The 22,780-nt window shown below is 44.4% G+C and carries 22 protein-coding genes; 7 read left to right on the top strand and 15 right to left on the bottom strand.

Going from position 1 to position 22,780, the window contains the following annotated elements:
- Positions 1-2 precede the first annotated feature (2 nt).
- From CYQ88_RS06975 to CYQ88_RS06930, 10 genes are all read right to left on the bottom strand, one after another.
- Positions 3-488: a YajQ family cyclic di-GMP-binding protein gene (locus tag CYQ88_RS06975; RefSeq protein ID WP_101840640.1), complete on the bottom strand. Its 486-nt coding sequence runs from the start codon at positions 486-488 to the stop codon at positions 3-5.
- A 62-nt stretch (positions 489-550) separates the two neighbouring features.
- On the bottom strand, positions 551-1,369 hold the full coding sequence (locus tag CYQ88_RS06970; RefSeq protein ID WP_101840639.1) for an HDOD domain-containing protein: 819 nt from the start codon (positions 1,367-1,369) through the stop codon (positions 551-553).
- Between the two features lie 92 nt (positions 1,370-1,461).
- Positions 1,462-2,850: a phosphomannomutase/phosphoglucomutase gene (locus CYQ88_RS06965; RefSeq protein ID WP_101840638.1), complete on the bottom strand. Its 1,389-nt coding sequence runs from the start codon at positions 2,848-2,850 to the stop codon at positions 1,462-1,464.
- Positions 2,851-2,913: 63 nt separating this feature from the next.
- Positions 2,914-3,375, bottom strand: a complete 462-nt coding sequence (dut, locus tag CYQ88_RS06960; protein ID WP_101840637.1) for a dUTP diphosphatase — start codon at positions 3,373-3,375, stop codon at positions 2,914-2,916.
- Between the two features lie 46 nt (positions 3,376-3,421).
- A complete protein-coding gene (locus CYQ88_RS06955; protein ID WP_101840636.1) occupies positions 3,422-5,407 on the bottom strand; it encodes a choline BCCT transporter BetT in 1,986 nt (661 codons plus the stop codon).
- A 40-nt stretch (positions 5,408-5,447) separates the two neighbouring features.
- Positions 5,448-6,455 (bottom strand): glycine betaine/L-proline ABC transporter substrate-binding protein ProX, encoded by a 1,008-nt coding sequence (proX, locus tag CYQ88_RS06950; RefSeq protein ID WP_101840635.1) that lies wholly within the window; start codon positions 6,453-6,455, stop codon positions 5,448-5,450.
- 3 nt (positions 6,456-6,458) lie between these two features.
- On the bottom strand, positions 6,459-7,574 hold the full coding sequence (proW, locus tag CYQ88_RS06945) for a glycine betaine/L-proline ABC transporter permease ProW (RefSeq protein WP_101840634.1): 1,116 nt from the start codon (positions 7,572-7,574) through the stop codon (positions 6,459-6,461).
- A gap of 87 nt (positions 7,575-7,661) precedes the next feature.
- On the bottom strand, positions 7,662-8,846 hold the full coding sequence (locus CYQ88_RS06940; protein WP_101840633.1) for a glycine betaine/L-proline ABC transporter ATP-binding protein: 1,185 nt from the start codon (positions 8,844-8,846) through the stop codon (positions 7,662-7,664).
- Positions 8,847-9,072: 226 nt separating this feature from the next.
- Entirely contained in the window at positions 9,073-10,284 is a 1,212-nt protein-coding gene (gene coaBC / locus CYQ88_RS06935; RefSeq protein WP_101840632.1) for a bifunctional phosphopantothenoylcysteine decarboxylase/phosphopantothenate--cysteine ligase CoaBC, read from the bottom strand.
- A complete protein-coding gene (locus tag CYQ88_RS06930; RefSeq protein ID WP_101840631.1) occupies positions 10,281-10,667 on the bottom strand; it encodes a thioesterase family protein in 387 nt (128 codons plus the stop codon). The genes coaBC and CYQ88_RS06930 overlap by 4 nt, the downstream gene beginning before the upstream one ends.
- A gap of 59 nt (positions 10,668-10,726) precedes the next feature.
- Here CYQ88_RS06930 and radC point away from each other — a divergent pair, with 59 nt between their 5' ends.
- The 4 genes from radC to rpmG all read left to right on the top strand — a co-directional run bounded on the left by radC (position 10,727) and on the right by rpmG (position 12,700).
- A complete protein-coding gene (gene radC, locus CYQ88_RS06925; RefSeq protein ID WP_101840630.1) occupies positions 10,727-11,407 on the top strand; it encodes a DNA repair protein RadC in 681 nt (226 codons plus the stop codon).
- Positions 11,407-12,117, top strand: coding sequence for a DUF1461 domain-containing protein (locus tag CYQ88_RS06920; protein WP_101840629.1), 711 nt, complete (start codon positions 11,407-11,409; stop codon positions 12,115-12,117). The genes radC and CYQ88_RS06920 overlap by 1 nt, the downstream gene beginning before the upstream one ends.
- Positions 12,118-12,299: 182 nt before the next feature.
- Entirely contained in the window at positions 12,300-12,536 is a 237-nt protein-coding gene (gene rpmB / locus CYQ88_RS06915; RefSeq protein WP_101840628.1) for a 50S ribosomal protein L28, read from the top strand.
- Positions 12,537-12,547: 11 nt separating this feature from the next.
- Positions 12,548-12,700: a 50S ribosomal protein L33 gene (gene rpmG / locus CYQ88_RS06910; RefSeq protein ID WP_011371336.1), complete on the top strand. Its 153-nt coding sequence runs from the start codon at positions 12,548-12,550 to the stop codon at positions 12,698-12,700.
- 108 nt (positions 12,701-12,808) lie between these two features.
- On the opposite strand, the gene CYQ88_RS06905 is transcribed toward rpmG, so the two are convergent.
- Both CYQ88_RS06905 and CYQ88_RS06900 read right to left on the bottom strand, forming a co-directional pair.
- Positions 12,809-15,433 (bottom strand): transporter substrate-binding domain-containing protein, encoded by a 2,625-nt coding sequence (locus CYQ88_RS06905; protein ID WP_158236023.1) that lies wholly within the window; start codon positions 15,431-15,433, stop codon positions 12,809-12,811.
- 235 nt (positions 15,434-15,668) lie between these two features.
- Positions 15,669-15,875, bottom strand: coding sequence for a hypothetical protein (locus tag CYQ88_RS06900; RefSeq protein WP_101840626.1), 207 nt, complete (start codon positions 15,873-15,875; stop codon positions 15,669-15,671).
- Positions 15,876-16,029: 154 nt separating this feature from the next.
- Between CYQ88_RS06900 and mutM the strand changes: the two genes are divergently transcribed.
- From mutM to CYQ88_RS06885, 3 genes are read left to right on the top strand one after another with little or no spacing between them, the layout of a single operon-like run.
- Positions 16,030-16,860: a bifunctional DNA-formamidopyrimidine glycosylase/DNA-(apurinic or apyrimidinic site) lyase gene (gene mutM / locus CYQ88_RS06895; protein WP_101840625.1), complete on the top strand. Its 831-nt coding sequence runs from the start codon at positions 16,030-16,032 to the stop codon at positions 16,858-16,860.
- A gap of 58 nt (positions 16,861-16,918) precedes the next feature.
- Complete coding sequence (locus tag CYQ88_RS06890) at positions 16,919-17,437, top strand: hypothetical protein (RefSeq protein WP_143483771.1); 519 nt, start codon at positions 16,919-16,921, stop codon at positions 17,435-17,437.
- Positions 17,438-17,481: 44 nt separating this feature from the next.
- A complete protein-coding gene (locus CYQ88_RS06885; protein ID WP_101840623.1) occupies positions 17,482-20,184 on the top strand; it encodes a cation-translocating P-type ATPase in 2,703 nt (900 codons plus the stop codon).
- A 2-nt stretch (positions 20,185-20,186) separates the two neighbouring features.
- Here the strand turns inward: CYQ88_RS06885 and modC are convergent, their stop codons facing one another.
- From modC to modA, 3 genes are read right to left on the bottom strand one after another with little or no spacing between them, the layout of a single operon-like run.
- A complete protein-coding gene (gene modC, locus CYQ88_RS06880; protein WP_101840622.1) occupies positions 20,187-21,263 on the bottom strand; it encodes a molybdenum ABC transporter ATP-binding protein in 1,077 nt (358 codons plus the stop codon).
- Positions 21,264-21,266: 3 nt separating this feature from the next.
- A complete protein-coding gene (gene modB / locus CYQ88_RS06875; RefSeq protein WP_101840621.1) occupies positions 21,267-21,959 on the bottom strand; it encodes a molybdate ABC transporter permease subunit in 693 nt (230 codons plus the stop codon).
- 6 nt (positions 21,960-21,965) lie between these two features.
- Positions 21,966-22,748 carry a molybdate ABC transporter substrate-binding protein gene (gene modA, locus CYQ88_RS06870; protein ID WP_101840620.1) on the bottom strand — a complete coding sequence of 261 codons (783 nt, stop codon included), beginning with the start codon at positions 22,746-22,748 and terminating at the stop codon, positions 21,966-21,968.
- Positions 22,749-22,780: the final 32 nt, after the last annotated feature.

Genomic DNA, 22,780 nt, shown 5'->3' with positions numbered 1-22,780 from the left:
TATTAGTCTCTAAAATTATTGAATTGTAACGGCATCTCTAAATCTTCCATGCCTTTTAGGAGTTGCATCACGGCTTGAAGGTCATCTCGTTTTTTACCGGTAACCCGAATGGTTTCTTCCTGTCTCGCTGCTTGGACTTTAATCTTTGAATCCTTAATCGCTTTGATGATTTTCTTTGCCAAAGCCGCATCCAGCCCTTCTTTCATTTCCACCACTTGTTTTGCGGTCTTCAACTGAATGTCTGGATCCTTGACTTCCATGCATTTCACATCGATACCTCGGCGATTGGCCTTTTCAATCAACATATTCACCATTTGCTGAAGTTGAAATTCAGACTCCGTTTTCAGGGTGACCACACTGTCTTTTAACGTAAAGCTCGAATCCGTGCCTTTAAAATCATAACGCGTGGTGACTTCTTTATTGGCTTGATCTATAGCGTTCGTTAACTCGTGTTTATCCAGTTCAGAAACAATATCAAATGAGGGCATAACAGACTCCTAAAACGGCCAGGCCTGGTCGTTTTTGTATGATTTAACAAAAAGAGCGCTTATTATAGTGAGGAAATCAAAACACGTCTAATCTGATTAATGGTTTCGGTATCCAACATCAGCTCTTCTTGTGCATTGGCAAGATAACTTTTTGCTTCCTCAGTAATATATGAGCCGAGTGAAATTTCATTCACAATCATATTGGAAATTTTCACCATCGCCATCATGCCACGAATTTTTTCTTGCCCCATATTATTGTCCTCTGTGTGATGATGCATTATCACATTCAACATTTCGACAGGCAGTTTCCACCGTTGGCCAAGCAGAATGCCGACATCCATATGTGACGTACCATATTTTTCGATTTCTTTTCGTACGCCATTGACAGGACTAGAATTGGTTAGTGAGAAAAATTTGGGATAGACTTCAGGATCCTTGGTGGCGAGCATTAAGGCGCCACCATTATGAAATAATCCAATCAAATACGCTTCATCTCGAGTAATGCCGTCTACATATTCAGATAATTCTGCACAACAAAAAGCGACATCTTTAGAGTGTTCGATGATTTCAAACACTTCAGTGGTATTAAAAATATTCTTAAGTGCGGCAGCAAGCACCAAATTTTTTAAATTGGTATACCCCAAACTGTCAACGGCTTCTCGAATTGTATTAATTTTCCGTTTCATTTTCATAATCGGTGAATTAACAATTCGTAAGACTTCACCCGATAGCTTGGTGTTAGAAGAAATAATATCGGCAACATCTTGATTATTGGGGAATTTACACTCAAGAGCTTGCTGAAGTTCAAATACTTCTTTAGGTAGGTCAGGAATTTTTATACCTTTTATTGCCGCCATAGCAGCTCTTAATCTTTGTTCCATCAGTGCCTCATTCTCTATTGAATTATTATTATCTTTGGGTCAGTACAATTAACCATCGACTTTGAGCCAAATTATTATTCTATATCAAGTTCCTAGAAAGGAATAACCAATTTTGGATCCACTCGCTGAATTAACGTTTTAAACTGCTGTTGAATACATTGCAGTGCCTCAGGTGTCTCTCCTTCAAAGCGCAATACAATCACGGGTGTGGTATTGGAAGCACGAATTAATCCCCAACCATCTTCAAAATCGACTCTTAAACCATCTAAATCAAACACAGTGGCATTTTCAAAATGCGCCGTTTGACGAATTTTATCCATAAAAACATAAGGCTCACCTTCTGCCATTTCAATTTCAATTTCAGGCGTATTGTAGCCATTGGGAAGTTGGGCAAATAATTTAGCCGCATTGGACGGCGCTTTGGCCAAAATTTCTAACAATCTTGCTGCAGTATAGAGGCCATCGTCAAAGCCATACCAGCGTTCTTTAAAAAACATATGCCCAGAGACTTCACCACCCAAGGCCGCACCGGTTTCACGCATTTTTGCTTTCATATAGGAATGACCTGTTTTCCACATCATCGCTTGACCACCAGCCGCTTCCACCACCTTTGCCAATAAAGCACTACACTTAATGTCGTACAGTATCAAAGCACCCGGCACGCGGGTTAAAACATCCTGAGCATACAACATCAATTGTCGATCGGGATACAAAGGCTGACCTTCATTATCCACCACTCCGCAACGATCACCATCCCCATCAAAAGCGATGCCACAATCGGCATGGGTTAACAAAACGGTTTGCGATAAGGTTTCTAGGTTTTTGAGTTTGGCCGGATCGGGATGATGGTTAGGAAAATGGCCATCCACGTCACAGAACAGCTCAATCACTTCACAGCCCAGCTGTCGTAATAGCGCTGGCGCGAAAGCCCCTGCGACGCCATTGCCCGCGTCCACCACCACTTTTAAGGGTTTCACTAATTGAATATCTTCTAGAATGCGGGCTTGGTAAGCAGCGGTGATCGAAGTTGGCAGAATTTGCCCAGGCCTGGGTAATTTTTCAAAGCATTGTTGGTCAATGCGGTGTTTTAATGCTTGAATGGCATCACCATACAAGGTCACCCCTTTTATAACAATTTTAATACCGTTGTAATTAGACGGATTATGAGAACCGGTCAACATCACACAGGAATGAACATCATCCAGCGTTTCTGCAGCGAAATAACACATAGGGGTCATCACCTGCCCCAAATCAATGACCGAAATGCCCATTTGCGTCAGACCGCGAGCCATGGCATCGGCAAATCGGGGTGCCGATAGTCGTCCATCTCTGCCCAAAACCACTTGGGTTTCACCGGAGACAATCAGTTCACTGGCAATCGCTTGACCAATCTTTTCGACGCCAGATTCTGTTAAGGTTTCATCCACCACCCCACGAATATCGTAGGTTCTAAAAATACTGGCGTCTATTGGTTTTTCCACAGCCGATTTCCTAACATAAAACACGCTATTTTATAGCGTACAGATGACGGGGAAGTGACAACGCTAATGCTGTCCCGTATGCCCAAAGCCACCCTCTCCGCGCTCAGTCTCTTCACCAAATTCAGAGACTTGGGTAAACACCGGCTGTAATACTGGCACGATAACCATTTGCGCAATACGCTCTCCAACCTGAATCGTATAAGCTTTGTCACTACGATTCCAACAAGAAACCATCAAAGGTCCTTGGTAATCGGAGTCGATCAACCCAACTAAGTTCCCTAATACAATTCCGTGCTTATGGCCCAAACCCGAGCGTGGCAACAGCATGGCTGCCAACCCAGGATCATCCAAATGAATCGCCAACCCCGTAGGAATCAAAGTTGTTTCGCCGGGTGCTAAGGTTAAATCTGTGTCTAAACAAGCACGCAAATCCAACCCAGCTGAACCGGCCGTGCCATAGTGTGGCATTTCAATCTCTTTGCCTAGACGCTCATCTAATATTTTATATTCCACCTGAAGTGTCATGTTTTTTCCTTATCCAACTTATCCAATCAAATCTGAAAACACCGACTTAGCGCAAGATGTGCAGGAAGTGTAGGTGCTTATGATAGTGATCTATCATATCATGAATCAATGCTTGCTTTGACCACCCCATCACATCATAATCTTGCCCACCTTCACTCAAATGAATTTCAGCTCGGAAATAATGGGCGGACTCGTCTAACTCCGATTCAGCAACCTCTTCTTGTACAAATTCCGGTTTCAAATGACCCCGACTCCGCACTTCATAAATAAAATCGGCTTCTTCCCCCTGCTTAACCCAAAGGCTAACACTGTCTTGATCCGGTTGAAAATTAACCTCAGCGGCAAGTCCTTGTGATTTCAATTCGTTCATGACTTCCTCACAGGCGGGTTTAGCGACCTTCTGCAAAAAGCGGCTCACCACCGATTTTGATGGATAATCTACAATATTATGCAAGCGCTCTTTCCAATTATCATCTGTTGAGGTCGGCATAATCGTGCCATTAAATTGCAAGCTCTCCCGCTTGGCGATATCAACCCTTAGCGCCTTAATCAAGCCGTAGCTCGCAACTAGTAACACCACTGAAAAAGGCAGTGCACTGGCAATGGTCATAGTTTGTAACGCCCCCAAACCGCCCGCTAACAGTAAAATGGCAGCAATTAAACCAACGCCAATCACCCAATAAAGCCTTTGCCAAAGGGGGGTATCATCTCGCCCATTAGAGCACAACATATTCACCACCAAGGCGCCGGAATCGGCAGACGTCACAAAAAAGATCACCACCATTAAAATGGCAATAAACGACAAGACCGAACCAAATGGAAACTGCTGTAAAAACACGAATAACGCCACTGCCACATCATTAGAAACGGCATCGCCTAAGGCATTTAATCCGCCGTTTAAAATCATATCCATCGCGGAGTTCCCGAAAAAGGTAAACCACATCATACTGAACCCCACTGGCACTAATAATACGCCACTGACAAATTCTCGAATGCTACGTCCTCTTGATACTCGGGCAATAAATAATCCCACAAATGGCGCCCAAGCCAACCACCAAGCCCAATAAAAAATAGTCCAACCACCAATCCAATCGGTTTTTTTATAGGCAAATAAATTAAAAGTCACTCGCACAATATCAGAGAGATAGGCACCCACATTTTGAATAAGTGCCTGTAATAAAAATACGGTTGATCCCAATGACAATACTAAGATCATTAAAATCACTGCCAAACTCATATTGAGTTCAGACAAGCGTCGAATGCCTTTATCTAAACCGGTTGCCACTGAAACACCCGCCAAAGCCGTTACCAATGTAATTAAAACCACTTGCATCACTTCACTCACTGGCACACCAAACAACACATTTAGGCCCGTATTCATTTGCAAAACGCCATACCCCAATGAAGTTGCAATACCGAAAATGGTACCGATGACAGCAAAAATATCGACTGCATGACCAATTGGGCCGTATATTTTTTCACCAATCAGAGGATAGAGTGCAGAACGCAAAGTCAACGGTAAGCCATGTCGATAACTAAAAAATGCCAAAATCAATGCCACTATGGCATAAATAGACCAGGCATGGAGTCCCCAATGGAAAAAGGTAATATTCATCGCTTGACGAGCCGCCTCGACAGTAGCTGGATCGGTTGCTGGTGGCGCAAGAAAATGCATCACAGGTTCGGCTACCCCAAAAAACATTAACCCGATCCCCATCCCGGCTGAAAACAACATCGAAAACCAAGTGATATTAGTGTAATCGGGTGTTGCGTGATCTGGCCCCAGCTTGATATCGCCGTAGCGAGAAAAGCCTAAAAAGACCACGGTGATCAGAATAATCGCGACCGTTAATACATAAAACCAACTGCCATTATCAATAATCGCGACTTGCATACCCGAAAAGAGTTGATCCGCTTGAGCAGGAAACAAGCTGGCAAAAATCAGCAACAAAATAACCAGGCCTGAGGCAACATAAAACACGGGTGGATTGAGTTTTGCTACATCTGCTTCTTCCGATTGATGGGTATTCATAGCACCGCCTCCTTACATATCAACAATCAACCCCTTGGTTTTAGATTTTTTTCATATTATTGGGTTGTATGGCTTTAGCCTGTTTAACCCAATCATTAAACTGATCTTGGTGCGCATGAATCCACATATCAACATGACGATTAATGTCTTTTAAACTATTTTGCCCCTCTCTGACCAAAGAATTTTGAGCGGATACGTCATTAACGGAAAGTGACATGACTTCAAACAACCTTGCCACCTCTGGATGCTGCTCTGCCACAGATCCATTAGCGACAATGCGCATGGAATTAACATTAAAGCCATAGTTTTTGCCATTCGACAGTGCGGTATTCTGGGTCACCGGATGCGCTGATTGGGTGACTTCAAGCCAAACCACATCACGTCCAGGCTTCATAATGCCCGACACCCAATAAGGCGTCCAAGTGTAATACAGCACGGGCTCACCCCGTTCAAACTGACCGATTGTTTGCGAAATAATGGCCGAATACTGTCCCTGGTCATGCTCAATGGTTTTTCTCAAGTCAAACGCATCTAGTTGATGTTCAATCACCTTTTCACACCCCCAGCCTGGATTACAGCCTGCCAGATTAGCTTTGCCATCGCCATCATTGTCAAACAGCTTGGCAATTTTGGGGTCTTTTAAATCATTTAAGTATCGAATGCCATATTGATTGGCCGTTTTCTTATCAATCAGATACCCTTGAGCACAGCCTTCAACAAAGTAACCTTTTCGATAAAAAACCGCATCCCCTCCGGCTCTTTGATACATATTTTCATGCAAAGGTGCCCAATTGACCGCCATAAAACGAATGGTATCGTCATCCGTTTTCTGGGCAATGGTTTTATAGCCAATGGCATAATCGACTTCATTAATCGGTTGCACCTCATGGCCCAATTCAGCCAGCGCTCGGTTCACCAATATCGTTTGAAAGGATTCCTCCGCAATCGGACTTTGAAATGGCATCACCTTGGCTGCATAGCCATTGACTGCCATCAGTGTCATGCTGAATAAAACCCCGAAACTGATCATTCTTTTGGTTAAAGTCATTCCTTACCCCTTTCGATTTAATCCTTTTAATATCCATCCCAACGGTCCGGATTGATACCATTTTTGACCTCTATTTTGCGAGGATTGCTGTGCCAATGACTGCGTAATACGGTCAAGGATAATGGCCAATAAAACAATGGCTAAACCACCAACGGCTGCTAACCCCATGTCCAATCGGCCAATGCCTCTTAACACCATTTGTCCCAACCCACCAACTGCAATCATGGAGGCAATCACCACCATGGACAGAGATAACATCAGGTTTTGATTAATACCCGCCATAATCGTTGGCAAGGCGACCGGCAGTTCCACCTTAAACAGCATTTGCCACATACTGGCACCAAAGGCATGAGACGCTTCCACCAAATCTTGCGGCACTTGGCGAATGCCCAAACTGGTTAAACGAACTAAAGGCGGCAGTGCAAAAATGATCGTCACCACCACTCCCGGCACATTCCCTATACCAAACAACATAACAATGGGCACGAGATAGACAAATGCCGGTGTGGTTTGCATCGCATCGAGTAACGGTTTTATAAACCATTCCGCGCGATCAGACTTGCCCATTAAAATACCGAGCGGTACCCCGATCAAAATACTGAATAACACCGAGGTGAGAACCAGAGACAAGGTCAACATCGTTTCAGACCAAGCGCCAATAAAGCCGATAATCAAGAACGAAACCAGAGTACCGCCCGCCAAACGCCGTCCACCAAATTGCCAGGCCAAAAGGGTAAAAAAAGCAATCACCAGCCAGGGTGACAGGCTTTGTAAAAAGAGATCCATCGATGTTAACGTCATATCAACTGGAACACGCACCAGTTGAAACACATCTCGAAAATTGTCAACCAGCCAATCCAGTCCATTTTCAACCCAAATGTCAAATGGAATCTGCGCTTCTGCAAACGGCTGCTGCCAAGAAAATTCCGCTGTCGGCACTACCGCATCAGGACTATTCAACCAACTTGTATCGGCTGGTTGGCCTTCATCAGAATTCGCCGTACTCCAAGCGGAGGATTGTTCCGTGGTTGTGGCATCGGTTTCCGACGATGGTGTCTGCCATGGGTTATGAGTTGGTTCGGTTTGTTCACCTGTATCCCACGGGGTTGGTTCTGCCATATATTATTTCCTTTGTCAGTCCTATATGCCTTTTAGCATCAAGCTAGTAACTAAAAGACAAAAATGGGGGCGCTTTATCGGTTGTCGTTATGCGTTATCCAAGGCCAAAAGCAAATTAGATTGGCTAATCACACCACAAAATTGTTGATTGTTGTCGATCACAGGAAGAGGACATTCGGCCTTGGCTACCTTCTCCAAAATATCATTGACCAAGTCACCTGCCGATAATGGTTCAATGTGTTTAAGGTAACTGTCTGATAAATGAGAGGGCATCTCTGTTGATAATGCCTGTTGACTGATGACGCCCTGATAACCATCGGCAGAGTCCAAGCAAACACCATACGGTTGTTTCGATGCGACAAAGTCTTCTATGACCGTTTCTGGCGTTCGTTTATCGACCCCCGTTAATAAACAGTCAGGCGTTTGCGCTAAATACCCCACTTTTAAAACTTTACCAACCGAAACCCCTTTAAAAAAAGAGGCAACATACTCATTAGCAGGGTGTTTCAAAATGGCTTCTGGCGTATCGACCTGAATCACATCACCATCTTGCATAATGGCAATTCGATCGCCAATGCGCATAGCCTCATCCAAATCGTGAGAAATAAAAATAATGGTATGACGACTTTTTTGCTGCAACTTCAGCAATTCATCTTGCATTTCACTACGAATAATCGGATCCAGTGCCGAGAAGGCCTCATCCATTAACATGAGTTCTGAGCCGGTTGCCAAGGCACGCGCAATCCCAACGCGTTGTTGCATACCGCCCGATAAGGCTGACGGAAATAAATCTCCTTGCGTGGAAAGGCCAACCTGATCCAAAGCGGCTTGGGCTTTGCGCGCCGCTGTATCTTTATCAACGCCATCCAATAGCAGACCAAAAGCGGTATTTTCCAAAACGGTCAGATGCGGCATTAATGCAAAAGACTGAAAAACCATCGAAATTTTCTTTCGACGAACCGCTCTTAATGCTTTGGGCGTCATTTGGGTAATACTTTCGCCATCAATATAAACCTCCCCTAAGGTCGGTTCGATTAGACGATTAAACAGTCTGACGAGGGTGGATTTTCCTGACCCGGACAACCCCATAATGACAAAAATCTCACCCTCATACACTTCTAAACTAACCCGATTTACGCCGAGCGTATGTTCCGTTTGAGCGAAAATTTGTGATTTAGAATCCCCTCGTTCAATGAGTGGCAACACTTTTTGTGGATGAGGCCCAAAGACTTTATAAAGTCCTTTTGCTTCTAATTTTATTTTTTTGGACATGGTTTTAAAATCGTATCGCAACCTAACAGACTGAATATGCCTAGTTTAAGTTGAGCTCCAGAGGTTAATTCGTGATTAAAGACACCAGCACCTGCGTGCTGTCATTATTGAATTGATTGCAATAGAAAGCAGGGTTACGCACCACAGACCTTAAATGCATTATTTAACCGTAACATTTTAAAAAGACCATTTCAAGGCGACTCGAGCGCGATTGGTTCAACGACCATTAAGCCAGCTCTTGGATCCTCTCCAAAACCTGACGCGCTTGATGGGATTTACTGGAAGCCGCAAGAGGCTTTTGGTGATGGGCTGAAATCAAAGTCAAGGCATTCTCGGATTGGTCAAAACCAACGCCGTCTCCAACGAGGTTCGCACAAATCAAATCTAGGTTTTTAGCCTGACGTTTATGTTGAGCCGCTTCGATTAATTGTTGCGTCTCGGCAGCAAAACCAACCACAAATGGCTTATTCGACTGTTGCGCAACCCAAGCGACAATATCAGGGTTTTTCACTAGTGTCAGTGTCATATCGGACACTTCAGGTGATTTTTTAAGTTTATGATTAGCCTGTTGCTGGGGACGAAAGTCGGCGACGGCCGCCGCACTGATAAACACGTCTTGCACCGCATAGTGAGACTGAACCGCGTCAAACATCTGTTGAGCGCTTCGCACATTGATCCGGTGAATGCCTTCAGAAGCAACTAACGCAACGGGACCGGCTATTAAAGTAACGTTCGCCCCCAGTTGATTCGCCACTTCAGCCAATGCAAAGCCCATTTTGCCGGAACTGCGGTTACCAATAAACCGTACAGGATCAATATCTTCATAAGTCGGACCAGCGGTAATTAACAGCCGTTTTCCTTGCCAAAATTCGGTTAAATTTGACCAGGCCTGGTTATTTTTTTCAGTTTGATCGGCCAATTCAGTAAGTCGGTTTAAGATGCCAACCGGTTCAGGCATTCGCCCTGCCCCCTCTTCTCCACATGCTTGAGTTCCGACGGCTGGTGCCATGACCTCCATCCCGCGCAATTGTAGAACCGACACATTTTCTTGCGTTGCTGGATTGGCCCACATTTGTTGGTTCATGGCCGGTGCAAGGAAAATCGGCCGATCCGTCGCCAGACAAAGTGTGGTCAATAAATCATCCGCTCGCCCCATTCTCAGTTTGGCTAAGGTTTCTGCAGAACAGGGCGCAATCACCACCCTATCGGCCCATCTCGCTAACTCAATATGCCCCATTCCAGCTTCTTGGTTAGCATCAAATAGCTGATCCCGAACTGGGCGCCCAGAAAGCGCTTGAAAAGATAAAGGTTGAATAAACTGCTTAGCCCCTGAGGTCATAACCACCTGGACTTCGTGCCCAGCCTTACGGCATAAACGAACCAACTCTAAAGACTTATAGGCTGCAATACCGCCCGTAACACCCAGTACAATATTCATGACGAAGCCAACCTAACGAGTTCCTCTAACAATCGAACGGGGCGACCATTTTTCACCGTTACCCCAATAATTTTTGCACCCAGAACATGAGTGTCATCTTCGCGAATAATATCCTGAAAAAAAGCCACCTTACTTCGCCCTTCAGCAACTAACTTGACACGGACTAAAAACGCATCATTAGCTTTTAATGCAGCCTTGTAGTCTAATTCTGCACGAGCCACCATTAAGTGAATGCCACGCGCGGTCACTTCGGCAAAGTGAATGCCATTCGCTAATAAAAACTCGTGCCGGGCATGCTCCAAATAGTTTTGGTAAACCGCATTATTCACCACCCCTTGCATATCGCATTCATAGTCTCGAACCCGCATTTCAAGCTCAAACATTGCCTGACTTTCCTCTTTGACTTAAGATAGCGCTTATCTTATCAAAAAAGCGCAAAAACATGGCAATTACCGACTGGCATGAAAATGACCGCCCCCGTGAAAAACTGCTTCGTTATGGTGCTGAACAGCTTTCTGATGCTGAATTACTCGCCATCTTTTTACGGGTGGGCGTTAAAGGCAAAAGCGCAGTAGAACTGTCCCAAGACTTATTAGATCATTTTGGCAGTTTGCATCAGTTATTAACCAGTGATGAAGCCGAATTTTGCAGCGCCAAGGGCTTAGGGCAGGCCAAATATGTACAACTGCGCGCAGTGCTGGAAATGTCACGTCGTCATTTTGAATCCGGCCTCACCAAAGGGGATGCCATGACTCAGCCGGAAGCTGTGGCACGACTGTTACAGCACCACCTGGGCAACCAAAATCGCGAAATCTTTGGCATGATCTTATTAGATCAGCAGCATCACTTTATACAGTTTAAACCACTTTTTACTGGCACCCTCAATCAGGCATCCGTTCATGCTCGAGAAGTAGTTATTTGTGCGTTGGAACATCAAGCCGCTGCCGTGATTCTGGCACATAACCACCCTTCCGGCGATCCAACCCCGAGTGAAGCCGATAAACGCTTAACCCAACAATTACAACAAGCCTTATCATTAGTCGAAGTGCGCTGTTTGGATCATATTATTTTGGGCGATCATGGTCGCTGGGTCTCGCTGGCACAATTGGGAGTTATGTCCTAATGCTTTCAATCATTCAACGCATGCTATGGACTTGGCTGACTTTATTGCTATGCTTTTGGGGCAGTTGGCTAACACTGGCACAAGTTAATTTTGGCTACCCAGTTTGGCATGACTATGCCGGGATTGGCGACCACATTGATCGTTATGCTCCTCTGAACCTGTATCGAAAAGGGTTTGAAGAAACCTCATCGGAAACACGCTATCAGTTGTTTGCAGACATCGTTAAAGCCATTCATCACCAAGGAAAAGGGCTAGAAAATCTCACCTACGAAACGTCACAGTACCGTGTTGCCTTATTACGTCCGGCTGAAATTATTCACTTAAAAGATGTCTCTCATCTTATTTCCATTTTGCAGAAAGCCGCACTCTATGGTTTGATTATTTGGCTGTTCTGGACTGGCTTTCTGATTTATCGACGGCGCTATCCTGCTAGCAGGCAACTACTCACTTCTGGGGCTTTGGGCGCACTGGCACTGATGATTCCGCTATTAATTTGGGGACCCGAAACCGTATTTTATCAACTACATATATGGATTTTTCCTGAACAACATCAGTGGTTTTTTTATTATCAGGAATCACTGATGAGTACCATGATGAAAGCTCCTGACCTGTTTGGCTATATTTTTATCAGTCTGATGACTGTGACCACAGGCTTTTTTATCCTCATTCACCAGTTATTACAACGCGTTTACCAAAGACAAGCCCCCTAAAACTGTCTTGACAATAAACTTGCTTTTTAAGTCAGTTTTAGGCATAATCTCGCTTCTTGTTTTTTACGGATTGCCAATAACGGTTTCACGCTGGTTATTGGGGGTCGTTTTAACATAGAAATATTCGAATATTTTTAATGTGCGTGAGTGTTAAAACTCACTTTTTTGAGAGGAATTGAGAAATGTCTAAAATTTGCCAAGTAACAGGAAAAAAACCTGTTGTCGGTAACAATGTTTCCCACTCTCATCGTAAGACTCGTCGTCGTTTTGAGCCTAATCTACAAACACATCGTTTTTGGGTTGAAAATGAGAACCGTTTTGTCAAACTACGTCTTTCTACTTCAGGTATGCGTATTATTGATAAGAACGGAATTGAGTCCGTGTTAGCAGAAATGCGCGCACGTGGTGAGAAAGTTTAAGGGAGCCCGACATGCGCGATAAAATTAAACTTCAATCGACAGAAAGCGCTTATTTTTATACTACGGATAAAAATAAGCGTAACATGGCTGGCAAATTTGAGATCAAAAAATATGATCCCGTTTTGCGTAAACATGTTCTCTTTAAAGAAGCAAAAATCAAGTAAGTCATTAAATCGGTTTTACCCAAACCCATTTAATCTAACCCAGCTCACAAGGCTGGGTTTTTTTATGCCTGCAAAAACTTAGCTTCTCCTATCAGTATTCGGGTAGCTTCACTGATTCACTTCGTGATTAAAGACAACTTGATTCCGCCCCTTTTGTTTTGCTTGATACAAGGCATTATCCACTTCAAAGTATAGCTTTTCGGAATCGGTTAGCGCGGATGCAGAAACAAATGCTGCGCCAATTGATAAAGTCATGACCTCAAAGTCGGATGCCTTATTCTTAATATCTAATGCCATAATGCGCACTCGAAGCTCTTCTAAATAGGCTTGGAAAGCTTGCTCTGTTTTAAACTCGCTCAAAATCCAAAACTCTTCTCCTCCCATTCTAAACACAAAATCTGAGGCTCGATTAAAGTGACTCTCTAAAACAGCCGCGACCTGTTGAAGCACCTCGTCCCCTTTTTGATGGCCATAGGTATCATTAATCTTTTTAAAGTAATCGATATCAATCATCGCAATCGACAAGGGGTCTCCATTGCGTTTGGCCCGATTAATTTCTTGCGCAAAAATTTGATTAAAATACCGTCGGTTATAAAGGTTCGTCAATTCATCAGTAATGACCAATTGTTCAATGCGCTTACGATCGGTAATATTCACCCTGGTCGCCCAGATTTTATGAATATTGCCCCAAATATCCTTAACCGGTGACAGCGTCAGTTTGACGGCATAGGTCGAATGATCCTTGGCACGGCCTTCCATTTCCCCTTCCCAAGCCTGACCAGAAAAGACTTGTTTTTTTATGTGTTCCAGCGCATCTGCGGTTAATTTCTGTGTCGCTAATGACGTATAATCTCGTCCCAATAACTCTTTTTTGGAATAACCAGTCAAGCCACAATAGGCATCACTGACCCAGATTAATGCAAAGGTCTTGGCATCAATCAAGGTGGCATAGGTGAGTTCGTGAATTTGATTAATATAGGTTTGACGCTGATTCTTTTGATAGCGAAAAATAAAAATAATGGCTAGCATCAACAATAACGCCGTTAACACACCCACACCTATTTGAAACAGCTCTTTTTTATCTAAATGGCGCACCATATTGAGTTGAATCCAGCGATTAAAGATGGCTCTACGCTCCGACTCTGAAATGGAATCTAGTGCTTTTTGTAAGATACTGAATAATACCGGATTATTTTGTTGAACCCCGATGGCTAACTCAAAACGATAAGACGAATGGCCAATAATATGAACGCCCGTTAGTCCATACTGATTAATCGTATAATTAATCGCGCCTAAATTACCGGAATAGGCTTTAGCACGGCCCTCTATCACCGCCTCAATACCCTGTTTCACCGAATCGACTGGTAACAGTTGAATGTCTGGATAATTTTGCCTTAAAAACTCTTCTGACCAATAACCTTCAACGACGGCAATCGTTTCGCCCAACAACTGATCATACCCTGAAACGGCCGACAGATTCTCCGCCCCCAATAACACCATTGGAAAAGACAAGTAAGGCTTAGTGAAACGCATATAGCCCAATCGTTCAGGTGTAGCCACCGCCGCAGAATAAATATCATAGTGTCCTTGCTCGGTAGCCTGCACCAGCTCATCCCAGCTCACATTGGTTGCAGGCTTAAACTCCAGCCCGGTTTTTTCTGAAATTAGCTTGATATAATCAGCGGCAATTCCTCGATAAACCCCCTCCTCATCAATAAACTCAAATGGAGCCCAATTGGTATCATTTGCCATGGTGACTGCAGGATAGGTTTGGATATAAGCCAATTCATCTTCCGATAACAACAATGGCTGATGACGAATAATAAAGCGATTAATGTCTAGATTCTCATACTGCTCTTGGCTGATAAAACCCGCATCCTTCGCATCAACAACGGTTGCCACTAATTTTTCAGGCGAGACTTCACCGATAGGCACTTGTCCTGATTTGACATACACTTCGGTTTTTTGTGCTTCATCTATCAAGGCCTCACGGGTTTTCACCACCGGATAATTTTCAATTAAAAAATCCACCACTTCTTCAGGATGGTCTAGTGCATATTGCCAACCTAGAATGGTCGCTTTTCTAAAGGCTTCGACAACCTTTGGCGATTGGGTCGCCAGGCTTCGAGAGGTCACGACAAGATCTCCATAACTCTGAACACCAAAGGCTTTGGGGTCAACAATTGAGTAAGGAACGCCTTGCTGTTGGAGACGATAGGGTTCATTGGTCATATAGGCGGCATAAAAGTCCACTTTATGATCTATGAAATCATTCAAATCCCCTGAAGATGGCACCTCAATAAATGGCGTTGACACTTTCAATTTTGCTTTATTCAATAAGGTTTGGATTTGCAAATTGCCAAAATGCATCACCTTTTTTCCAGAAAAGTCAGCTAGATTCTCTAAGGGCTGGTGAGACAATAGTACCATTGGCGAGTATTGAAAGGAACTCATCACCAGTCGAATCGGGGCACCTTTAGCATAATCAACCGCTAAAGAACTATACCCTACCGCAAAGTCTGTCCGACCTGACACCACCTCATCCAAGACCCTAACGCCAGGTTTCCAGGTTTTTAAAGTGACATCGAATCCAGAATCAGCGTAATATCCTTGCTGGAGCGCCGCATAAAAACCAGCATATTGAAATTGATGATGCCAATTAAACTGTACATTAATGGGAATGGGTTTATGGGGTTCAGAGATATGTTTTGCCTGAGCCGGTGAGGCGGCCATGAACAACAAAATACAGAGCAAGCACCAAGACTTGAACAGGCGAGAAATCATAAAATTGCTAAATATCGTGTTTGCAGATTGACCATAGAACGATTATAACCAAATTCTTATTCGCTACAACTCAATTTATTTTTTACTTCCAAATCTGTATCAAAAACATCTGTCTATTCCATTTTTAACCATTCACTGACCCGCATTCAAAACAGGCCAGTGTAGTTAAGATGGCAAACGCCCTCTAATGTAATTGGCCGTAGCAGCGCTGCTTAACGGCTTGCATCGCAGGTGGAATTTTTGCCCAGTTTTCAGGGAAGGTTTTGGTTTGAAAATCGCGCATGGCTTCAAATGCATCGTCAATCATTTTGAAACTGGCAACGGTACCTTGCGCATTTTTAACACAATAACCGGATTCATCACTGTCTAAAAAATAAGGACTGGTATTCATGACGCTTCTCCTTGTGTTTGTGGTTCTATTTTTTGTGTCTCTGTTAATTTTTATATCGGCCATCTGTCTAAAAATCGCAATTTAATTTAAAATGGCAACAATATTGCAAATCACGACACCCTACAGAACCCTACCGAGAATAGAAGAAAGAACCATGCCAGAACTACCCGAAGTTGAAACGACCAAAAAGGGCATTGAATCCAAGACGCAAGGCCAAGTCATTCAATCAATCCAAATTCGCAATGGACGTTTACGCTGGCCAGTTGACTCAAAATTAAGCAAAATCCTACCAGGCCTGGTCATTTTATCGATCAGGCGACGCGCTAAATATTTACTACTAGAAACCCGGTTAGGGCATATTATTATTCATTTAGGGATGTCGGGTAATTTACGAGTGCTACCACAATCCACCCCTGCGAAAAAGCACGATCATATCGATTTGAACTTGGACAATGGCTGGTTATTGCGCTATCACGACCCAAGACGATTTGGCTGCTGGTTATGGACTGAAGAACCGCTTGCACAACACCCCTTATTGAAAAACCTGGGGCCAGAGCCTCTGACAGATGCGTTTAATACTGAAAGCCTAGCCAAACAACTGGCTCGCCGCAGCATGGCGATTAAAAATGCCATTATGCAAAATGCCATTGTCGTTGGCGTTGGGAATATCTATGCCAATGAAGCCTTATTTATGAGCAAGATCCACCCCCTTCGTCCAGCAAATAGTTTGAATGCGGCGGAAATTGCCACTTTGATCACCAGCATTAAGCAGGTGTTAACTGAAGCAATCAACCAAGGAGGCACCACCTTAAAAGACTTTTTAACGCCAACGGGTAAACCTGGCTACTTTGAACAACAATTACAAGTTTATGGCAGAGCCAAAGAACCTTGTTTCTGTTGTCAGCAACCCATTCAAAAAATCATCCAAAATCAGCGTGCCAGTTATTTTTGTAGCAGTTGCCAAAGCCTATCGGATTTGACTTGAGTGAAACTGCCAAACCCTTTAAGATACAGATCAAGCCGTTGCCATAGACGAGAACACCATGCACACAACCATCTTTAACAAGCTAAAAACCCTTTTTAGCCAACACCCTTTAAAGGGGACGAGTCTATTCGTGGCAGCAAGCCTGATCGGATTTATCAGCTTATCCAGTTGTGACCTTCAGCCAAGTGGCTCACACCCATTAACCAACTGGCCATTAGTCCAGGATTGCTCTTTACACCACCAGGCCTGTGAATCACAACAGGCACAACAAAGTGTCCGGCTGGAAATTCTTCCTAGACCTATCAAAGTCGCTCGTATGTTGGACGTGTCCGTTCAATTACAGGGCATTCAGGCACAAAAGGTTGAACTGGATATTGCGGGTGAAAACATGTATATGGGCTACAATCGAGTGCAATTATCGGCAGACCCCAATCAACCTGGTCATTACCGTGGACAATCTATGCTGGCATTCTGTACACTAGATGACATGAAATGGCATATTTCAGTGTTAATGACCCAGCCAAATGGCCAGGTATTAGCCGTTCCTTTTGCACTGAACACCCCACAACAGCGTTAATTCAGTGAGCTTGCTACTCTACCGCCTAATAGGATTCTTTGACGATGGCAGCGCAAAAATGGTTTCAACAAACAGTCCAAACCACTCTGGATTTTCTCGGCACTAACGCAACAACAGGGCTAGCCTCTGCCGAACGTCAATCCAAACAAGCGGAATTTGGTGACAATGAGTTGATTTCCGCTGCCAAACTTTCGCCTATTAAACTGTTTGTGCGCCAACTATCCAACCCGCTATTGGTCATTCTGGCCATCGGCGCTTTGTTATCTTTTTATACCAGTCATTTCGTTGATGCCATTGCCATTAGTGTGATTATTTTAATCAATGCTCTGATTAGCTTTGTCCAAGAGTATAAAGCACAAAAATCAATTGATGCCTTACGGGACATGGCCGCACCCTATTGTTTTGTCAAACAAGCAGGGCAATGGCAAAAAATTCCAGCCAGCCAATTGGTTCCTGGCGATATTATCAAATTATCGACTGGTGATATTATTCCGGCAGACTGCCGCTTTATTGAAACCGCACACCTACAAGTCGATGAGTCGGCGCTGACAGGCGAATCCGATCTCATAAACAAAAATACCCAGCCCATTGAAGACCTTGAAGCCTCATTGGGCGATCAATTCAATATGGGATTTATGAGCACGTCTGTTCATCATGGTCATGGCGTTGCGATTGTCGTTGCGACGGGGATGGATACCGAAGTCGGTAAAATTGCCGAGTTAATGCAGTCCACCGAGAACCGCTTAACCCCATTACAACTTCGAATTCGGACTTTATCCCACACGTTGATATGGGCGGCGCTTATTATTGTGGCTATTATCGTCGGCATCGGCCTGTTAAAGGGGCTGACCCTACCCGCCTTAGTCAACACCAGTATTTCTCTGGCAGTTGCTGCCATTCCAGAAGGCCTGCCAACTTTAGTCACCATTGTTTTAACCTTAGGTGCAGGACAAATGATGCGTAACAATGCGCTTGCCAAACAATTGGCATCCGTCGAAACGCTAGGCTCAACCTCCGTCATTTGCTCTGATAAGACCGGCACGCTGACGCAAAATAAAATGCAAGTCGTACAATGTTGGGTTGCCGGAGAACACTATCAAATTACCGGTAGTGGCTACCAACCACAGGGGCATTTCTTAGACGATAAAGGCGATCAAATCGAATCTAGCCAGCACTTCCATTTAACCCAATTATTGAGCTATTCTGCTCTGTGTAGTGAGGCTTTGTTAGTCGAAAATGCAGACCGCCATGAAATACAAGGGCTACCCACTGAAGGGGCTATTGTGGTTGCGGCGGCAAAAGCGGGACTCAATAAAGAGGCCTTAAGCCAGCACTATCAACCTGTTCAAACACATCCATTTGATGCCAAACGTAAAATGATGAGTGTGATTGTGCAACAACCCAATGGCCGCTATCTCCTTATCGTGAAAGGGGCACCCGATATCCTACTAAACCATTCAGAGGTCATCGCTTTCCAAAATAAGCACCTAGACCGGATGAGTAATTCTCAGTTAATTAATGATGTAATCCATCAATTTGGCAGTCAAGCCTTACGGACTTTGGCCGTCGGCTTCCGAGAGCTCTCTGAAGGCCAAATCAACCTACCTTTAACCGAACTGGAAAAACAACTCACTTTTTTAGGCGTGCATGGCATTATCGACCCGCCACGCTCAGAAGCTATTCAGGCGGTGAATGATTGTCATTCAGCCGGTATCCGAGTGGTGATGATTACCGGCGACCATGCCATTACCGCCAAGGCGATTGCCAAAAAAATGGGGATTATTGAATCAGACGAAGCTGAGGTCATTAGTGGTGATGAACTCAACCGGTTATCGGATAGCGAATTAGAAAAACATGTTCCTCATGTCGCTGTCTTTGCCAGAGTCACCCCTGAACATAAATTGCGAATCGTACAAGCCCTTCAACAAAATGGGGAAGTGGTCGCGATGACCGGAGACGGGGTCAATGACGCCCCCGCCGTCCGTAAAGCCGATATTGGTATTGTGATGGGCATTACAGGAACTGGCGTGGCAAAGGAATCGGCCGACTTGATTTTACTGGACGATAATTTTGCCACCATTGTACACGCGGTTCGCGAAGGACGACGCATCTATGACAATATTCGTAAATTCATCCGCCAAGGTTTAACCGCCAATGTCAGTGAAGTGTCGGCAATTTTATTTGCCTTTCTATTGATAGCCGGCGAGCCACTACTCACCTTAGCACCCATGATGATTTTATGGGTAAATCTGGTCAGCGATGGTATCCCTTCTCTGGCTTTAGGCGTTGATACAGCAGAGAGTGATGTCATGGCACGCCAACCCAGACCCAGCCAAGAAAGTTTTTTCGCCCACCATCTTGGCAGCCGAATTTTAATTAGAGGTTTGGTGATGGGCGGCGTCAGCTATAGCCTATTTCAAGTCGCGATTAATTTGGGATCGCCCATTGACTACGCGCAAACCATTGCTTTTGCCACCTTAATTTTTGGTCAACTGTTTCATGTTTTTGATGCCAGAACCTTTAGTAGCCTCTACCATCGAAACCCTTTTTCAAACCAATTGCTGGTGGCTGCGGTTTTAGGATCTGCGCTCTTGTCATTATTGATGATCTATACCCCTTTCGGCAATCTCATCTTAGGGACAACGCCCTTATCATTGGAACATCTCATAATGGTGTGTTTTATTTCTGCCTTGCCAACGTTTATTCTGTCGGCATTGAAAGAACTCTTTAATTGGTCTTGGCTATAAGCTTATTCCGCTAACACAACCGACTTGATCAGAGCAAAAACCCGCAGGCCTGGGCATAATTTCAGTCGTTTAGCTGAATGCTCGGTGACTTCGGCAAATAAAAATTGACCACAAGGCAAGTTTAACCGTACCAATACACGAAAATCCGGCTGTGGAATCAGCTCAGCAATCGTCACTTCAAGGTGATTCACGATACTTAAATCGGTTGGATCCGATAAAGCCAAACTGACATCACGCGCGAGTACTCGAATCCGTACGGTTTGTTTAGGCAGCGTTTGCAAAGGTGAGATCCATAATGTCTGAGTTCCCAGTTGTAACCTCTGAAGTCCATTTTCGGATGATCCCAACTGCCCTTCCAGCACTGAAACGACACCCTGATCGTCAAATAACGGAGAATCTGGGTTGGATAAAGCCTGCTTCAAAGTTTCAATTCGATCAATGCGACCTTGATCCATAAATATAATTCGGTCGGCTAACCGTTCCACCTCAGCAGGGGCATGGGTAATATACAAAACAGGAATTTGGGTCACCTTCACCACGGATTCGATAAGCGTTAAAATTTCCGCTTTTGCACGCCAATCTAATGCCGACAAAGGTTCATCCATCATTAACAACTTCGGTTGCATCAGCAGTGCACGCGCAATCGCGACTCGTTGCTTTTCACCCCCTGATAGGGTCTCGACACTCCGATCTAATAGATTGGCAACACCCACCTGATCAACCGTCTCGTTAAAATGGCCTTTGACCAATTGATTAGGAAGGCGCTTAACACCGTACCGTAAATTTTGTCGAACGGTCATATGTGGGAAGAGTGCCGCATCTTGAAATACAAAGCCAATATCGCGCTTTGAGGTTGCGAGTGACTTAGCCCCTTTTTGCCAAATTTGTTGATTCATTTGCAATTGGCCACGCGTATGCTGATCTAACCCAGACATGGCTCGTAACAAGCTACTTTTGCCACTGCCCGACCGCCCAAACAAGACGGTAATGCCCACTAAAGGAATATCAAACGCCCCCGTATTGAGTTCAAATTGCCCTCGCTTAAGTTGCAAATTGCCTCTTAAATGTAACGCGGTCATTGGCTAGCCTACCTTTACGCCAAAACGGCGATTGAGACTATAGACCAACAATAGCACGAGAAATGAAAACATCAACATCAAGGCTGATAGGATATGCGCTTGGGTATATTCCAAAGACTCGACATGATCAAAAATATCAATCGATACCATTCGAGTTTCCCCCGGAATATTGCCCCCAACCATTAATACGACGCCAAATTCGCCGACGGTATGCGCAAAGGTCAGAGTTGCCGCCACTAGAAAACCGCGTTGCGATAACGGTACCACGATGGTGAAAAATCGATCCAGCGCATTGGCTCTTAAGGTCGCGGCCGCATCCAACAATCGGGAAGGAATAGATTCAAAAGCATGCATCAGCGGTTGCACGGCAAAGGGTAAGGAATAAAACACCGAGCCAATCACCAAGCCGGTTTTGCTAAAGGTCAGCTGACCTTCAAACCCGAATAGTCGTAAAAACTCCGTGATGGGGCCATTGGGATTCATCACAATTAACAAGTAAAACCCCAGCACTGTCGGCGGCAAAACCAAGGGCAATGCCACTAAGGCTTCTAGCAGCACCTTTGTCGAAGAATCCATCTTTGCCATTTTCCATGCCAAAGGCGTACCGATAAGCATCAAAATAACCATGGTATAGGTGGCAACCTCAAGCGTTAACCACACGGGTTGCAAATTAATCTCTGAGCCAAATAGCATCATGACAAATCACTGCTCATTTGACTGAGCTGATTGCGGCAGGTGATAGCCGAAACGACGAATGATCTCGCTGGCTTGAGGACGCTTCATAAAGGCCATAAACGCTTGTGTTACTGGATTCTTTGCACCACGCTGCGTTATCACCGCTCCTTGATTAATTGGCTTGTAATCACTTTGTGGCAGCACCCAATAATAGCCTTTTTGGTAAATGGGACTTTGCGGGTCCACCACTTGTGAGAGGGCGACAAACCCTAATTCCGCATTGCCTGTCGCTACATACTGGAAGGCATGCGCAATACTTTCGCCATTAACAATGTTTGATTGAACGCCTTCATACAGTCCTTGCTGTTTCAAAAATGTCTGTGCCCTTTCGCCATAAGGCGCCGTTCTCGGGTTGGCGATTGCCAATTTATTGAAGGCCGCCGCTTTTAAAATCGCAATGGGATTTTGATCCACTCGATGATCACGGCTGTATAGCGCCAATTGACCTTGCGCATACACAAAATAACTTTGCTGCAACCCAATACCGTCCTTAATGGTTAATTGCGGGCGACGCTCATCGGCACCAAAAAAGGCATCAAACGGTGCACCATTTTTGATTTGTGCATACAGTTTTCCGGTCGGTCCAAAAGCAAATTTCACTTGATGCCCCGTCTCTTTTTCAAAGGCCTGCCCAATGATTTCTATTGTCTTGGTAAAGTTGGATGCCACGGCAATGGTCGTTTCAGCAGCATAACCGCTCATTGAGGTCAAAAAAATGACCAGGCCTGGTAATATTGACTTTATTTTCATCGGTTCCCTTCAAATCATTTCAATTCTGTTAC

The organism is Hydrogenovibrio sp. SC-1 (genome assembly GCF_002848135.1).
GTDB lineage: Bacteria > Pseudomonadota > Gammaproteobacteria > Thiomicrospirales > Thiomicrospiraceae > Hydrogenovibrio.
This window is presented reverse-complemented; position numbering and strand designations above follow the sequence as displayed.

Coding starts and splice junctions, on each gene's coding strand:
- radC (WP_101840630.1), top strand. CDS start 10,727: ATGGCAATTACCGACTGGCATGAAAATGACCGCCCCCGTGAAAAACTG.
- CYQ88_RS06900 (WP_101840626.1), bottom strand. CDS start 15,875: ATGAATACCAGTCCTTATTTTTTAGACAGTGATGAATCCGGTTATTGT.
- CYQ88_RS06970 (WP_101840639.1), bottom strand. CDS start 1,369: ATGGAACAAAGATTAAGAGCTGCTATGGCGGCAATAAAAGGTATAAAA.
- rpmG (WP_011371336.1), top strand. CDS start 12,548: ATGCGCGATAAAATTAAACTTCAATCGACAGAAAGCGCTTATTTTTAT.
- dut (WP_101840637.1), bottom strand. CDS start 3,375: ATGACACTTCAGGTGGAATATAAAATATTAGATGAGCGTCTAGGCAAA.
- proX (WP_101840635.1), bottom strand. CDS start 6,455: ATGACTTTAACCAAAAGAATGATCAGTTTCGGGGTTTTATTCAGCATG.
- CYQ88_RS06905 (WP_158236023.1), bottom strand. CDS start 15,433: ATGGCCGCCTCACCGGCTCAGGCAAAACATATCTCTGAACCCCATAAA.
- CYQ88_RS06885 (WP_101840623.1), top strand. CDS start 17,482: ATGGCAGCGCAAAAATGGTTTCAACAAACAGTCCAAACCACTCTGGAT.
- modA (WP_101840620.1), bottom strand. CDS start 22,748: ATGAAAATAAAGTCAATATTACCAGGCCTGGTCATTTTTTTGACCTCA.
- mutM (WP_101840625.1), top strand. CDS start 16,030: ATGCCAGAACTACCCGAAGTTGAAACGACCAAAAAGGGCATTGAATCC.
- rpmB (WP_101840628.1), top strand. CDS start 12,300: ATGTCTAAAATTTGCCAAGTAACAGGAAAAAAACCTGTTGTCGGTAAC.
- CYQ88_RS06955 (WP_101840636.1), bottom strand. CDS start 5,407: ATGAATACCCATCAATCGGAAGAAGCAGATGTAGCAAAACTCAATCCA.
- modB (WP_101840621.1), bottom strand. CDS start 21,959: ATGATGCTATTTGGCTCAGAGATTAATTTGCAACCCGTGTGGTTAACG.
- CYQ88_RS06940 (WP_101840633.1), bottom strand. CDS start 8,846: ATGTCCAAAAAAATAAAATTAGAAGCAAAAGGACTTTATAAAGTCTTT.
- proW (WP_101840634.1), bottom strand. CDS start 7,574: ATGGCAGAACCAACCCCGTGGGATACAGGTGAACAAACCGAACCAACT.
- CYQ88_RS06920 (WP_101840629.1), top strand. CDS start 11,407: ATGCTTTCAATCATTCAACGCATGCTATGGACTTGGCTGACTTTATTG.
- modC (WP_101840622.1), bottom strand. CDS start 21,263: ATGACCGCGTTACATTTAAGAGGCAATTTGCAACTTAAGCGAGGGCAA.
- CYQ88_RS06975 (WP_101840640.1), bottom strand. CDS start 488: ATGCCCTCATTTGATATTGTTTCTGAACTGGATAAACACGAGTTAACG.
- coaBC (WP_101840632.1), bottom strand. CDS start 10,284: ATGAATATTGTACTGGGTGTTACGGGCGGTATTGCAGCCTATAAGTCT.
- CYQ88_RS06890 (WP_143483771.1), top strand. CDS start 16,919: ATGCACACAACCATCTTTAACAAGCTAAAAACCCTTTTTAGCCAACAC.
- CYQ88_RS06930 (WP_101840631.1), bottom strand. CDS start 10,667: ATGTTTGAGCTTGAAATGCGGGTTCGAGACTATGAATGCGATATGCAA.